The sequence below is a fragment of the Nonomuraea sp. NPDC049028 genome (assembly GCF_043197735.1).
GTDB lineage: Bacteria > Actinomycetota > Actinomycetes > Streptosporangiales > Streptosporangiaceae > Nonomuraea.
The window spans coordinates 703,826-718,470 of the sequence record NZ_JBICTR010000006.1 but is presented as its reverse complement, the minus strand read 5'-3'; the positions used below and the strand labels follow the sequence as shown (position 1 = coordinate 718,470).

The 14,645-nt window shown below is 66.6% G+C and carries 13 protein-coding genes; 10 read left to right on the top strand and 3 right to left on the bottom strand.

Annotation, left to right across the window (positions count from 1 at the left end; translation table 11 throughout):
- Positions 1–30 precede the first annotated feature (30 nt).
- Together ACGFJ2_RS26640 and ACGFJ2_RS26635 are read left to right on the top strand one after the other, a co-directional pair.
- Positions 31–1,449 (top strand): MFS transporter, encoded by a 1,419-nt coding sequence (locus tag ACGFJ2_RS26640; protein WP_393472544.1) that lies wholly within the window; start codon positions 31–33, stop codon positions 1,447–1,449.
- 235 nt (positions 1,450–1,684) lie between these two features.
- Positions 1,685–2,659 carry a C40 family peptidase gene (locus ACGFJ2_RS26635; protein WP_393472542.1) on the top strand — a complete coding sequence of 325 codons (975 nt, stop codon included), beginning with the start codon at positions 1,685–1,687 and terminating at the stop codon, positions 2,657–2,659.
- Positions 2,660–2,764: 105 nt separating this feature from the next.
- Here the strand turns inward: ACGFJ2_RS26635 and ACGFJ2_RS26630 are convergent, their stop codons facing one another.
- On the bottom strand, positions 2,765–3,391 hold the full coding sequence (locus ACGFJ2_RS26630; protein WP_393472540.1) for a TetR/AcrR family transcriptional regulator: 627 nt from the start codon (positions 3,389–3,391) through the stop codon (positions 2,765–2,767).
- Between the two features lie 101 nt (positions 3,392–3,492).
- Between ACGFJ2_RS26630 and ACGFJ2_RS26625 the strand changes: the two genes are divergently transcribed.
- Both ACGFJ2_RS26625 and mca read left to right on the top strand, forming a co-directional pair.
- On the top strand, positions 3,493–4,362 hold the full coding sequence (locus ACGFJ2_RS26625) for an alpha/beta fold hydrolase (RefSeq protein ID WP_393472538.1): 870 nt from the start codon (positions 3,493–3,495) through the stop codon (positions 4,360–4,362).
- A complete protein-coding gene (gene mca, locus ACGFJ2_RS26620; protein ID WP_393472535.1) occupies positions 4,359–5,315 on the top strand; it encodes a mycothiol conjugate amidase Mca in 957 nt (318 codons plus the stop codon). Before ACGFJ2_RS26625 ends, mca begins: the two co-directional genes overlap by 4 nt.
- Before the next feature lie 382 nt (positions 5,316–5,697).
- Here the strand turns inward: mca and ACGFJ2_RS26615 are convergent, their stop codons facing one another.
- Positions 5,698–6,768 carry a LacI family DNA-binding transcriptional regulator gene (locus ACGFJ2_RS26615; RefSeq protein ID WP_393472532.1) on the bottom strand — a complete coding sequence of 357 codons (1,071 nt, stop codon included), beginning with the start codon at positions 6,766–6,768 and terminating at the stop codon, positions 5,698–5,700.
- Between the two features lie 499 nt (positions 6,769–7,267).
- Between ACGFJ2_RS26615 and ACGFJ2_RS26610 the strand changes: the two genes are divergently transcribed.
- From ACGFJ2_RS26610 to ACGFJ2_RS26585, 6 genes are all read left to right on the top strand, one after another.
- Positions 7,268–8,536 (top strand): sugar ABC transporter substrate-binding protein, encoded by a 1,269-nt coding sequence (locus ACGFJ2_RS26610; RefSeq protein WP_393472529.1) that lies wholly within the window; start codon positions 7,268–7,270, stop codon positions 8,534–8,536.
- A gap of 8 nt (positions 8,537–8,544) precedes the next feature.
- The gene (locus tag ACGFJ2_RS26605; RefSeq protein ID WP_393472526.1) at positions 8,545–9,486 is read left to right on the top strand and encodes a carbohydrate ABC transporter permease; all 942 of its coding nucleotides are present in this window, start codon (positions 8,545–8,547) and stop codon (positions 9,484–9,486) included.
- A complete protein-coding gene (locus ACGFJ2_RS26600) occupies positions 9,483–10,310 on the top strand; it encodes a carbohydrate ABC transporter permease (protein ID WP_357945856.1) in 828 nt (275 codons plus the stop codon). Before ACGFJ2_RS26605 ends, ACGFJ2_RS26600 begins: the two co-directional genes overlap by 4 nt.
- Positions 10,311–10,351: 41 nt before the next feature.
- A complete protein-coding gene (locus ACGFJ2_RS26595) occupies positions 10,352–11,815 on the top strand; it encodes a family 43 glycosylhydrolase (protein ID WP_393472522.1) in 1,464 nt (487 codons plus the stop codon).
- Between the two features lie 33 nt (positions 11,816–11,848).
- Positions 11,849–13,231, top strand: a complete 1,383-nt coding sequence (locus tag ACGFJ2_RS26590; RefSeq protein WP_393472519.1) for a GH1 family beta-glucosidase — start codon at positions 11,849–11,851, stop codon at positions 13,229–13,231.
- A 72-nt stretch (positions 13,232–13,303) separates the two neighbouring features.
- A complete protein-coding gene (locus ACGFJ2_RS26585; protein WP_357945849.1) occupies positions 13,304–13,726 on the top strand; it encodes a tyrosine-type recombinase/integrase in 423 nt (140 codons plus the stop codon).
- A 55-nt stretch (positions 13,727–13,781) separates the two neighbouring features.
- On the opposite strand, the gene ACGFJ2_RS26580 is transcribed toward ACGFJ2_RS26585, so the two are convergent.
- The gene (locus tag ACGFJ2_RS26580; RefSeq protein WP_393472515.1) at positions 13,782–14,588 is read right to left on the bottom strand and encodes a UTRA domain-containing protein; all 807 of its coding nucleotides are present in this window, start codon (positions 14,586–14,588) and stop codon (positions 13,782–13,784) included.
- Between the last annotated feature and the right edge of the window lie 57 nt (positions 14,589–14,645).

Here is a 14,645-nt window from a genome sequence, read left to right as displayed (position 1 = left end):
CCCCGGTAGAGAATGTCTGGAGAGTGCACCATGTCCGCACCATCCCCCAGGCGCTGGACCGCCTTGGCCCTGATCGCCATGGCCCAGTTCATCGTCATCATGGACACGTCGATCATCGGCGTGGCCCTTCCCCGCATCCAGGAAAGCCTCGGCTTCTCCCAGGAGAGCCTGTCCTGGGTCTTCAACGCCTACGTCGTCGCCTTCGGCGGGCTGCTCCTGCTCGGCGGCCGACTGTCCGACCTGTTCGGCGCCCGCCGGCTCTTCGCCGCCGGCTGGCTGATCCTGCTCGCCGGCTCCCTGGTCGCCGGCATCGCCCCCGAGGTGTGGGTCGAGCTGACCGGCCGCGCCGTCCAGGGAATCGGCGCGGCATTGATCGCCCCCTCCGCGCTCACCCTGCTCATGATGCTCTTCGGCCGAGACCCCAAGGAGCTCACCAAGGCCCTGGCCCTGTACGGCGCCGCGGCCCCGGCGGGCGGCACCGCGGGAGTGTTCCTCGGCGGCCTCATCACCGAATACCTGAGCTGGCCCTGGGTCTTCTACATCAACATCCCCATCGCGATCGTCGCACTGCTGGCCACCGGCCCACTGATGCCCGCCGCCCAGGCCCAGCGCGGCTCCATCGACGTGACCGGCGCGCTCACTGTCACCGCCGGTCTCGGCGCCGCGGTCTACGCCATCGTCCGGGCGCCCGAGATCGGCTGGGGTTCCGCGCAGACCTGGCTCGTGCTGGCCGGTGCGGTGGCTCTGCTGGCCGCGTTCGTCGTCATCCAGGCCCGCCGTCGCGAACCGCTCATGCGGCTGTCGATCTTCCGCACCCCGAACCTCGCCGCCGCCAACCTCACCCAACTGCTGCTCGGCGGAGCGTGGATCCCGATGTGGTTCTTCCTCAACCTCTATCTGCAGCAGGTCCTCGGCTACAGTGCCTTCCCCAGCGGCGCCGCCCTGCTCCCGATGACCGTACTCATCATGATCGGCATGATCGTGCTCGCACCGCGGATCATCAACCGGTTCGGCCCCAAGGCCACGACCATCACCGGCCTGGCCATGCTCACCGCCGGCATGGGCTGGCTGTCCCTGATCAGCCCGAACGGTACCTTCGCCGGAGACGTCCTGCCCGCCAGCCTCGTCGCCGCCCTCGGCATGTCCCTGGCCTTCATCCCCTCACTCGGCACCGCCATCTCCTCCGCCCGCCCAGAGGAAGGCGGCCTCGCCTCCGGCATCGTCAACACCAGCTACCAGGTCGGCTCCGCGCTCGGCCTGGCCGCCATGACCGCCGTCGCCGCCGCCAACGGCGCCGGACAACTCGGCAACCTGCCCGCCCTGACCAACGGCTTCTCCTCCGCCTTCATCGGCGCCGCCGGCATCGCCGCCGCGGGCACCCTGCTCGCCGCACTGACACTGCGCACCCGTACGGCCGTACACGCCGAGCCCGCCACCACCCGCCGGTGACCTACCGCGAACAAAGGAGAGTGACACCCAACACCGCGCCCGGCTCCCATGCTCTGGGAGCCGGGCGTCTTCTTGTCCCTGAACAGCACGCTTATCTCTTATGAGATGACATCCGCTAGGCCAGATAGTATGTTCCGCCAGCGAGAGCAATCACTGCGAACAGGCCAACCGACCCTCCACCTTCTGTACGATTGCGCCCCAGGTTTGGAGTTTACGAGGAGGCATCGTAGTGGCCGTGCCGACAAGGCTTGGGCAGACAGCTATGGCGGCGGCACTGGCCTCGGCCGTATTGCTCTCCAACCCCGGCGGTGCCGCCGCCGCGCCTCCGTCGCCCGCCAAGGCCAGGGCCAAGCTGGTGAAGCTGAACGAGCAGGCGGACGACCTGGTCGAGCGGCACAACCAGGCCACGGAGGCGTACAAGTCGGCCAAGAAGAAGTACGACGCCCTCAACACCGAAATCGGCCGCAAGGATGATCGAGTCGCCACACTGCGCAGAGACCTCGTCACGGCGGCCGTCGGCGACTACCAGACCGGCCCGTTGACCTGGCAACGATTCGCCTTCCAGAACAGCCCGGAAACGACTCTGAGCAGCATGGCCTCTCTGGACCAGATCGCGCAGGACAGGGCCGCGAAGGTCCTCGCCTTCGAGGCGACCACCAAGGACCTGCGCGACAGCCGCGCCGCGGCAAAACGCGTCCTGGCTGATGCCGACGCGGCGCGCGACAAGGTACGCGGCGAGAAGGAGAAGGTGGAAAAGCTCGTCAAGGAGCAGACCAAGCTGCTGCGCCGACTGGGCGCCTTCAAGACCGGCGACCCCAACAGCACAGGCATCCCGTACACCGGACCGGCCTCCGGCAACGCCCGCCTGGCGCTCCAGTTCGCCTTCGCCCAGATCGGCAAGCCCTACCAGTACGGCGCGGTAGGGCCGGGCTCCTACGACTGCTCCAGCCTCACCCAGGCCGCCTGGCGTAGCGCGGGAGTCGAGATCCCGCGCACCACGTACACCCAATGGAGCTGGGGCGCCAACCGCCACGTCCCCCTCGACGCGTTGCAGCCCGGCGACTTGCTCTTCAGCAAAGGGCTGGGGCACATGGGCATGTACGCGGGCGACGGGAAGATGGTCCACGCACCTCAGACGGGCGACGTCGTCAAGGTGGTCGATCTCGACGACTACTGGCGCAACCGCCTGCTCGGAGCAGTCCGTCCCTGACAGAGCCCAGCTCACGGGCATCGACTCCCACAAGACCCAGCACCTCCGTACGAGAAGGTCGGCAGGTAGACGTGGTGCTCCCACAGATCGCCTCTGATCGTGCTGTCACCGCGTCGCATAGTCGGCCAGGGAGACTTCCAGCAGGCCGAAGACCTGGTGGGCCGAGCGGGTCACGGTGGCGGCGATCTGGCGGTTGCTCTGCCCCTGTCTCGTGAGATCCATGATGTGCTCGAACAGGGTGCGGTGGGCGGCACCGAGCAGGGCGGCCGCCGCGCGGGCCGTGAGGTCGCCGGGGGCGGACGCGGTATCGGTGGCAAGGACTTGGGCGAGAGCCTCTTCGCGCTGGTCGTGCAGGTCGCGCAGCCGGGCGGTAAGGGTGGGGCTGTCGCTGATCATGCGGGCGAAGCCCTGACTGGAGAAGCCGATGACGGCGTCGTGCCGCTCCACCCCGGCCAGGAACTCGCGACGCAGGGCGGCCAGCGCGGATTCGCCCGCCGACCGGTCGGCGACGGTGCGGGCCAGACTGGCGGCGAACGTCTCGTGATAGTCGAGGGCGAGGTCTTCCTTGCGGGGGAAGTAGTTGGTGACGGTCATCTTGGCCACCTGGGCGGCGGCCGCGATCTCGGTGATGGTCACCGCCTCGAAGCCGCGCTCGATGAACAGTCTCGTCGCGGCGTTGGAGATCGCCTGCCTCGTCTGCTGCTTCTTGAGCTCGCGAAGTCCCGTGGCCATGACACCACATCCTCTCATAGGCCGATCATAAATCGATGCTTGACACATTTTTATGTCCATCCTAAATTTATGTCTCACCCAAGTGATACGGGAGAGAACCCTTGAACATCCCCGCCGGTCCCGACGAGACCGCAGCGGTCATGGCGCAGATGCGTGCGCCGGCAGCAGGGACGCCGGAGCCGCCCGCGGACGCCGATTTCACGGTGGCGCTTCCGCGCATGGAGGGGGCCGCCGGGCAGTGGGTCAACACCTCTGGGCGTTCGGCGGCGGAGGCCGGTATCACGCTGTACATCCACGGCGGCGGCTTCGCGCACACCGAACCCCGGATGGAACGACTCATGGCCTGCCACCTGTCCAAGGCGACAGCTCGGCCGGTCTTCGCGGTGGACTACCGGCTCGCCCCTGCCCACCCCTACCCGGCGGCGCTCGACGACGTGACAGCCGTCTACTGCAGGCTGCTCGATCAGGGCGTACCGGAGTCCCGGATCGTCCTGTTCGGTGAGTCGGCAGGTGGCACCCTCGCCCTGTCGGCGCTGCTGGCACTCAAGGAGATCGCGGCCCCAATGCCGGCCGGGGTGATCGCGGTGTCCCCCTTGACCGATCTGACCCTGTCCAGCCCGTCGCTGGACATCAACGACGAACGAGACATGATCAATCGGGCGGTACTGAAGGGCGTCACCACCCAATACCTGGCAGGAGCGCGACCGGATCTGGCGCCTCAGTCCCCCCTGTACGGCGATCTTCGTGGTCTGCCGGCCCTTCTGCTGATAGCCGGTTCCGCGGAGGTGCTGCTCGACGATGCCCGGCGCTTCGCGGCAGCGGCCTCGGCAGCGGGAACGGAGGTCACCCTCGATGTCTACGAGGGCATGCCCCATGTCTTCCACCTGGCGATGTTGCCGGGCGTACCCCTCCCCACCACGACCACGTTCCTCCGCCGCCTGGCGGAGTGGACCGAAGAAAGGCAGCGATGAGTCCGCGGATCACCCCAGGAGAGCCCCTCCGCCTGATGAGCGTGCACGCCCACCCTGACGACGAGTCGAGCAAGGGCGCGGCGACACTCGCCAAGTACGCCGCGGAGGGGGTGGACGTCCTGGTGGTCACCTGTACGGGCGGGGAGCGCGGCGACGTGCTGAACCCCGCGATGGACCGGCCCGGCGTACGGGAGAACCTCACCGAGATCCGGCGGGCCGAGATGGCGGCGGCCAGGGAGATCCTGGGCGTCCGGCAGCACTTCCTGGGCTTCATCGATTCGGGCCTGCCCACGGCCGGCGAGCCGCTGCCGGACGACTGCTTCGCGGTCCAGCCGCTGGAGGAGGCGGCCGGGCGCCTGGTGGCGTTGATCCGCGAATTCCGCCCGCACGTGATCGTGACCTACGACGAGACCGGCGGATACCCACACCCCGACCACATCAAGACGCACCAGGTGACCGTGGCGGCCTTCGACGCCACTCGTCATCCGGGAAACGGCGAACACTGGCAGCCCCTCAAGCTCTACTATCTGGGCACCCTGTCGCGAGCCTGGTTCCAAGCCATGCACGATGCCCTGACAGCGCGCGGGATCGACTCGGGAATGGAGGCCGTGCTGGCAGAGCTCCCGGACGACGCCCCCGCCCTGGAGATCACTACCCGCATTGCCTGCGCGGAGTACTTCGAGGTCCGGGACCGGGCATTGCTCGCCCACGCCACGCAGATCGACCCCACTACCGGGTTCATGCTCCACGATCGTGATGTGGAGCGGGAGGTATGGCCCGTCGAGGACTATTACCTCGCTCGGTCCCACGTCGACGGCACCGTTCCCGAAGACGACCTGTTCGCCGGCCTGCGCCCGGCCGCGAGTGACACCCCGCTCACCATCGCCGCGGCGAACGGCGCGCTGAAGGACCTCGAAGACCAAAGATTCTGGCCCGCGCCGACGAGGACGTGACCCGGCTGTCCCCGCCCACCGAGGAGCACCCGCCCTATGAACCCGCTTGAGCTGCAACGCGCAGGAACCGGACGCGCTCGCCACCGCGCGATTGGGGACCACCTCGTCTGATCGTCGTTCGACGCCCTCGCCTCGGTGTCATCGGACATCGACCCCGAGACGCTGACCTCAGCGATGTCGGATGCAGGGTTCGTAGCCCTGGGTAGCTGCGAGTATCCCTTGCCGAACGGTAAACCCTGGCGCGACAGGACTTCCAGACCATCCCATTCCCATAAACAACCGGACCCTTATGCGGCTTGAACTGGTCTCTACGTCGGGGGTGAATCGCCATTGGCTCGAGGTCGTGTCGCTCGATCTCGCAACAGCCGGCAGCAGGTTTCTGTCAGTCGTTGGAGCAACCGCAGGTTTCGCCACGCCACACCACACACGCGAGAGTTTCATGACGGCTCGCGTCTTCGTTACCCTCGAGGGCTTCGAGGAGGATCCGCACCGCGACCCGCCCGACGTCCTCCATTGGCTGTCGCACCGTCGTCAAGTGTGGGGTGATCAGCCGTCCCGCCAGTATTCCGTCGAAGCCGGTCACCGCCACCTGGGCCGGCACGTCCATGCCCTGTCCCCGAAGCGCGTCGATCGCGACGATGGCCTCCTGATCGGTCGCGCACACGAGAGCCTGCGGAAAGGAAGGCCGATCGAGAAGGCCGCGGACGGCGTCGATCGTCGACTGATCGTCGCCGGGATGGCTTCTCACCGGGGGCGGAGGGGCGATGCGCGCCTGCCGCAGGACTTCGGAGAAGCCTTCATAGCGCGCCACGAACTCCGGGGTGCCCAACTCGCCGAGGTACGCGAAGTCGCGATAACCGTGATCGATCAGCAAGTGCTCGGTAAGACGGGCCATGGCGGCGCGGTTGTCGACGAAGACGGTGTGCATCCCCTCTCGCCGGATTTCCCCGCCGAGTTCGACGACGGGTATACGGGCTGAGATCTGTTCCAAAAGAGCGCCCGATGCGGCACCGGCGAACGCTATGAGGCCGTCCACGCGCCCCGCGACATCGATCACGCTCGGCAAATGTCCAGGATTATGGCCGGAACCGAGCATCAGCGCGTAACCGTGCCGCCGGCACTCCAACTGGACACCCCGCTGGACCTCGTCCGAATACAACGGGAAAAGCCGTCCGTCAGGAACGCGAGTCGAATCAAGCGGAGCGGAATCCGGGAAATCCGCGGCCGGCTCGAGTAGATAGTCGAACGCATACAGGCCCAGCGCTCCGGTCTTTCCTTTGGCAAGTCCACGGGCATTCGCACTGGGCACATAGCCGATGGAGTCGGCAGCGCGCAGAACCGCTTGCAAAGTGTCCGCCTTCACCCGCTCCGGCTTGGTGAACGCAAAGGAAACCGTTGCGATCGACACTCCGGCAAGTTGCGCGACATCGTATACCGTCGGTCGCCTCGTCACGTCCGCCCCAATTCACGTCAGGAACCCATCAAGAGCACTCGTACAGTACCGGTTCGACGGCGCTCCAAGGCGCTCCCTTCGATTGTCGCCCGGTGACCGGAAAGGCTCAGCCTTGGCACGCGACCGCGCGGTGGACACGGTCAGCCGGGACGCTCATCACGATCATGTCCCGCACGAGGAGAGCCGCCCCTGGGAAACGCGGCCGCCGTACGGAAGCCGCGCGCCCGGGATGGCGAGCAGACCGCGTCGATCTTGAGATCCATCCCTTCTACCAGGACTTATCGCCGCATGGATCAAGAACGGCGATCCGCGTCGGGCGTGCGGCGCGCGCATCACCGTGCGAAGAGTTCAGCAGTGAGCATGGTTGCGCCACCCCATGTTATGCGCTTAGATGCCGGAACGGAGTCGATCCGGCACGACCTGTGCTCGCAGTGGAGCACCGTTCGCGCACCCCGCAACCCCCCATGCACGAAGGGGAACGATGATGATCCGACGGAATATGGCGACGGCCACGGCCGTCACCGCGACGCTTGCACTCATGCTCAGCGGTTGTGGGCGTTCGAACGACCGCCCACAGAACGACGTGCCGGCAAGTCGCCTGACGAATGGCCCGGCCACTGGCACCGTCACTATCTGGGCGCAGGGCACAGAGGGTGAAGCGCTCGCCGATTTCCTCAAGCCCTTCAAAGAGAAGAACCCCGGCATCGAGGTCAAGGTGACCCCGATCCCGTGGGACTCGGCGCAGAACAAATATCAGACGGCGATCGCCGGCGGAACGACTCCAGACATCGGCATGCTGGGGACCGACTGGATGCCGACATTCGCCTCGGCGCTCCGTCCGACGCCCGCCGAGATCGACACGAGCGACATTTTCCCGGTTTCGCGGCAGACGACGAACATCGGCGGCGCGCAGCTGGGTGTGCCGTGGTACGTCGAAACTCGAGTGATCTACTACCGTACCGACCTGATGAAGAAGGCGGGGTTCGACAGCTTCCCCAAAGACTGGGCGGGATTCAAGGCGCTCGCCACGGCGTACCAGGACAAGGCCGGCGCGAAATACGGCGTCGTGCTTCCGTCCGGCGGATGGAACGGTTTCTTGAACAGTCTGCCGTTCGCCTGGTCGAACGGAGCCGACGTCATGAACTCCGACCAGACGAAGTGGACGTTCGACACCCCGAAGATGGTCGAGTCCCTCGAATACGTCAACAGCTTCTTCAAAGAAGGCATCGCCAACAAGAATCCCGATTCCGAGTCGGCGTCCACGGCCTCGGCCTTCGTTGACGGTACCGTCCCGATGTTCATCAGCGGCCCGTGGGACATCCCGGGGCTGAAGACCGCGGGCGGCGCCGGTTTCGAGGAAAAGTTCGCGGTGGCGCCGATCCCGGCCCCGCCGGGCGGGACGTCCACCTCGTTCGCGGCCGGCGCCAACCTCGCCGTGTTCAAGAACTCCAAGAACCCGGACGCGGCATGGAAGCTGATCCAGTGGCTCACGCAGCCCGAGGTCCAGGTCGCGTGGTTCAAGGCGGTCAACGACCTTCCCTCGCGGCAGACAGCGTGGAAGGACACCGCGCTGACGAGCGACCCGAAGGTGTCGGTGTTCGGTGAGCAGCTCAAGAGCGTCAAGACGGCGCCCGCCCTCACCTCGTGGACGCAGGTGTCGGCGGCCGCCGACACGGAGATCGAGCGGATCGCCCGTGGCGGCAAGAGCCCGCAGGACGCGGTCAAGCAGCTGCAGTCGACCGCCGATTCGCTGGGAACCGGCGAATAGGCATGGCCGTGACCCGAGTCGCCGGCGCCGGAGCGTTGTCGCGCTCCGGCGGCGACGGCACCACCAGGGCGCGTCGTCGCCGGATGACGGTGGTGGCCTACCTCTTCGCTCTGCCGTTCATCCTGAGCTTCGCCGTCTTCATGGTGTTCCCGCTCGTCTCGTCGTTCCTGATGTCCTTCACCGACTTCAGGAACAGCGACATCGAGAGCCCGCTGGCCGTCAAGTTCGTGGCGCTGGACCAGTACCTCCGGCTGTTCGAGAACCAGCAGTTCGTGCGGTCGCTGCTGAACACCGTGTACTTCGTCGCGGTGGGCATCCCGCTCACGATGGTCGCGGCTCTCGCCCTCGCCGTGGCGCTCAACAACGGGATCACGCGATTTCGCACGGCATTTCGCGTCGGTTTCTATGCCCCCGTGATCACGAGCATCGTGGCGGTCGCGGTGGTGTGGCGGTTCATCCTCCAACCGGACGGCCTGCTGAACACCGCGCTCGACGCCGTCGGCATCCAGGGCCCGGACTGGCTCAATGACCCGCTCTGGTCGATGCCTGCCATGATCCTCATGGCCATCTGGCGCAACATGGGCACCCTCATGATCATCTTCCTTGCCGGGCTGCAGAACATCCCCGCGAGCGTGCTGGAAGCGGCCGCCGTCGACGGCGCCACCGCCTGGCAGCGATTCGTCCGGGTGACCCTTCCGATGCTCCGCCCCACGCTGCTCCTCGGCGCCGTGCTCCTCTCGGTCGGCTATCTGCAGTTCTTCGAGGAACCGTTCGTCATGACGAAGGGCGGCCCGCTGGACTCCACGCTCTCGATCAGCTATTTCACCTACAACCAGTTCGGTTTCGGCAACTACGGCACCGCGTCGGCGGCGAGCTACGTGCTCTTCATCGCCATCGCGCTGCTCAGCGTCGTGCAGTTCCGAGCCTTCCGCCCCAAGGAAGCGCCATGAGGAAGCCCACCATCCCGGGCCGGGCCCTGGTGTACATCGTGCTCGTCATCGCCGTTGCGGCCACGCTCATCCCGTTCGTCTGGATGTACCTCGGTTCGGCGAAGACCCAGTCGGAACTGCTGAGGCGGCCGCCCACATGGTGGCCCGAGACCTTCACGTCCGAGAACTTCGCCACGTGGTTCGGCCGGCTGAATTTCCAGACGTTCTTTCTCAACAGCGTCATCGTGGCCGTCTTCACGGTCCTCGGAACGCTGTTGTTCTGCTCCATGGTCGGCTACGCGCTCGCGAAACTCGACTTCGCCGGCAAGCGGGCCCTCTTCCTGCTCGTGCTGGTCACGCTCATGGTTCCCGGCGTCGTCACGTTCATCCCGCTGTTCGTCGTGGTGAGCAAACTCGGGATGGTCAGCACCTACCCTGCGCTGATCATTCCGTTCCTCGCAGGGCCGATGGGCGTCTTCCTCATGCGCCAGTTCATCAGTGAGATCCCCGACGCGCTCATCGAAGCCGCCCGCATCGACGGCGCGGGCGAGGTGCGCATCTTCACGCGCATCATCCTGCCGCTCTGCGGGCCGGCATTGGCGACACTCGCCATCCTCACCTTCCTCGGATCGTGGAACAACTTCCTGTGGCCGCTCGTGGTCGCGCAGACCGAGGACATGTACACCCTCCCCGTCGCGCTCTCCCTGTACTCGGTGGGGCAGAACGCGACCAACTACGGAGTCCTGCTGGCCGGCTCCGTGCTGGTCATCACCCCCGTGCTGCTGCTCTTCGTGGCCCTGCAGCGCTACTTCATTCAAGGAATCACGGCGACCGGAATCAAATGACCTTCGAAACACGAAAAGGCAGGCACCGCGAGGCGGCCGGCGTGCATCCCATCATCGGCGGCTTCTACCCCGACCCGAGCGTCTGCCGCGCCGGCGCCGACTACTACCTGGTCAACTCCTCCTTCGAATACTCCCCAGGCGTCCCGGTCTGGCACAGCACCGACCTCACCCATTGGACCCAGATCGGCAACGCCCTGACCGGCACCGATGGGTTCCAGGCGGGAGAAGCCGGCGCCAGCAAGGGAATCTACGCTCCGACACTCCGCCATCACGCGGGCCGCTTCTGGCTGATCACGACGAACGTCTCCACCAGCGGCGGCCAACTGCTGACGTCGACGACGGACCCGGCCGGCCCGTGGGCTCCGGCCGTGGTGATCGACGGCCTGGCGGGCATCGATCCCGACCTGGCCTGGGATGACGATGGCACCTGCTACGTCACGTACTGCTCGACACGCCCCGGCCTGGAGGGCATCGCCCAAGCCCGAGTCGATCTCGAAAAGGGGGTGGCGCTGGAGGAGCCAAGGCCCGTCTGGCAGGGGACCGGACTGGCCTTCCCCGAGGCTCCACATCTCTACCGCCGCGACGGGTGGTGGTACCTGATGATCGCCGAAGGCGGCACGGAACGCGGCCACGCCATCACCATCGCCCGATCCCGAAACCCCGACGGCCCCTTTGAGCCCGCCCCCGGCAATCCCGTCTTCTCGCATCGCAGCACCACGCATCCGGTGCAGAACACGGGGCACGCGGACCTCGTCGAAGCCCCCGACGGACGGTGGGCGGCCGTGTATCTCGGCGTCCGCCCGCGCGGGATGACCCCGATGTTCCACGTCAACGGCCGCGAGACATTCCTCGCCGGCATCGACTGGATCGACGGGTGGCCGCAGTTCGACGAGGGTCGCTTCGTGTACGAGATCCCCGACCGCTCCTTCCTGGATCGATTCGCCGACCCCTCACTCCATCCTCGCTGGGTCTCCCCCGGCGCTCCTCTCGGCGAATTCGTCTCACCCGCCGAACCCGGCATTGCGTTGATCCCGGCCGCCTCCGCCAGCGGGAACGTCAGCGCCCTCATGACCCGGGTGACCGACGAGCGCTGGCGCTTCGACGTCGCGCTACGGACGGCCGACGGCGCGGCGGGCGTCCTGCTCCGACTCGATGACCGCCACTGGTGCGAGTTGCGGGTGAACGACGGCTCCGCGCACGCGGTCCTGCGCGTCGGTCCGCTCGAATCCCCCATCGGCGAGGTCACGGCCGGCCTCGGGCCGACGCCAACGGTGCGGATCGAGTCACTGCCCGCCACCCACGACGGCCCGGATGACATCGTATTGTCGGTGATCCGTGACGGCCACAGCGTGATGCTCGCGCGCTTCGACGGCCGATACCTCTCCACCGAGGTCGCCGGCGGATTCACCGGCCGGGTCGCCGGCGTCCGCGCCATCAGCGGCACGGTGGAAGTCGCCTCTGTGCGGTACGAGGCGGATGACGCCTACCTCGATCCCCGGCCATGACTCCATGACTCAAACCTTTCGCGAGGAGCTCCAGTGAGGTTTCCCCACGAGTTCGTCTTCGGGTCCGCGACAGCCGCGTACCAGATCGAAGGCGCCGCCACCGAGGACGGGCGCGGCCCGTCGATCTGGGACACATTCAGCCACACGCCCGGCCGGACGCTCAACGGCGACACCGGAGACGTCGCCGACGATCACTACCACCGTCTCGAGTCCGACCTCGACCTGATGGCCGAGCTCGGACTCGAGGCCTACCGGTTCTCCATCGCCTGGCCGCGGGTCATTCCCACCGGCGTGGGCCCGACCAACCACAAGGGCGTCGATTTCTATTCGCGCCTGGTCGACGGACTTCTCGAACGCGGCATCCGCCCGGTGGCGACGTTGTATCACTGGGACCTCCCCCAGCCCCTGGAGGATGAGGGAGGGTGGACCAGCAGAGCCACCGCCGACGCGTTCGCCGAGTATGCGCGGGTCATCAGCGCCGCGCTCGGGGACCGTGTCGACACCTGGACCACGCTCAACGAACCCTGGTGCTCGGCGTACCTCGGCTACGGCAGCGGCGTGCACGCGCCCGGACACACGAGCAGGCTGGAGCCGCTGCTGGCCGTGCACCATCTCAATCGCGCGCATGGCCTGGCCATCCAGGCGATGCGTTCGGAGGTCAAATCCGACGCGAAGTTCTCCGTCACGCTCAACCTGCACGTGTTCCGCCCGGACGGCCCGAGTGGCGAGACCGCGCGCTCAAAAGTGGAGGCGCTGTCGAACGACGCGTTCCTGGGGCCGATGCTGGAGGGTCGTTACACCGACCGTCTCCTGGAAACGACGGCCGGCATCACCGACTGGTCCTTCGTCCAGGATGGGGACCTGGAAACCATTCACCAGCCCATCGACGTCCTGGGCGTCAACTACTACAACACCAACCGGGTGCGGATGTCGGACGGGTCGGACGACCGGGAGCGGTCTGACGGACATGGCCGCTCGACCGCTTCTCCTTGGCCCGGCGCCGAAGACGTCGAGTTCCTCAACCAGCGGGGTCCGCTGACCGAGATGGGCTGGAACATCGATCCAGACGGCCTCCGTGACCTCCTCACCGACCTTCATGAGCGATATCCGAACCAACCCCTCATGATCACCGAGAACGGCGCCGCCTTCCCGGACACCGTCGACAACGGGATGATTCACGACGAGGATCGGATCGACTACGTCCGGCGGCACCTTCAGGCAGTATTCGACGTCATCGAGAAAGGCGTCGATGTGCGCGGCTACTTCTTGTGGTCGCTCATGGACAACTTCGAGTGGGCGTACGGATACTCGAAACGCTTCGGGATCATCCGCGTGGACTACGACACCCAGGCCCGCACGCTGAAGGACAGCGCCCGCTGGTACGCCAACGTCATCCGCTCACGCGAGCTCTCATGACCATGCTCAGCCGCATGGCCCTCCACTCCGGATAGACCGTTGAAGCTGCCGCCGGGCCAATCCCGCCGGACCATGCCGGGCCGAGATCGTGGACACGCTGCACAGTCCTGCTCGTACTCGGCCAGGAGGTCGATCGCGTCGGCGATCCGGACCGGGACATTCCGCCGTGGATCGCCGTGTGGCACTCCGCATGGGAAGGAGGCGACACCAAGACCGCAGGATCACGGGCTTGTCTTCGCCTCGCTCGTTGGCACACCGCTCGATGCCCACAACGTCAGACGAGCGTTCCGGAAGATCGTCAAGGACGCCGGGATGCCCGCCTACTACTGGACGCCCCGCGAGATGCGCCACAGCTTCGTCTCGCTGCTCACCGACTCCGGTGTCCCCTTGGAGGACCTCGCCTGGTCGGGACGACAGGATTTGAACCTGCGACCCCTTGACCCCCAGGCACATCACGAGGGGGCGAGATCACGGCCGATACCCGCCCCCACCTGAGGTTATAGTCCTTGCCGGTCCTTCAGCGTCCAAGGTCGTCCGGCGCGATTGTCACTCAGAATTCGTCGTACCCGGAGACCTGGCCGATGGAGAAGATGTGCCGGTTGGCGGCGCAGATCGTCTCCAAGACGTGGATGGGCGTGTCCTCAGTGGAGTAGCTCGCGCGGAGCACCTGGACGATCCACTCTCCGGGCTCGAGTTCCAGCGTCTCACGCTCGAAGGTGGTCGGCGGCCGAGCGGTCAGGTTCTCCTCCGCGTGACCGAACGAGTAGCCGAGCGCGGTCAACGCGGACTGAAGCGACGGCTTGACGAACTCCGGCTCGGCGATCCTGGTGTCGCCGAACAGGTCAGCGCGGAAGTAGCTCGTCGCGATGCGTACCGGCACGTCGTTCGCCGTCATCATCTTGCGCCGGGCCACGATGTCCGTACCGGGCTCGACACGCAGGCAGGCCGCAACGTGATCACTGGCGGGTTCCAGCCCGACATAGAGCATCCGGCGATCAGCTTTGAGCCCTTGCCGTTCCGCTTCCGCCAGGAACAGGGACTTGGACCCCCTGACGGCGGGCTCGGTCGGCAACGCCCGCTGCACCAGCACCCGAGGGGCCGGCGAGGCAGAGCCTTCCGGCGCACGAGCGGTCGGCCCCTTTCTCATCTGCGAGATGCGTCCAGGGGAGACCCCCAGCCGCCCGGCGATCTCCTCCAGGCTCATCCCGGACTCCCGTGCCTCCGCGATGGCCTGCCGCCGCATCTTGGCCGCCTCGGTGACCAACCCCTGCTCCTCGGTCATGAGTCGGCTGAGCATGCGGGCTCGTTCCACGGGATCGTTGACCTGCGCGACTTCTCTCAGCGTCTTCAAGTCCATCCGGGCGTTGCCTCCTCAGCGACCGACATTCGGCGCACTTTAGCCCCCCTATTGCGA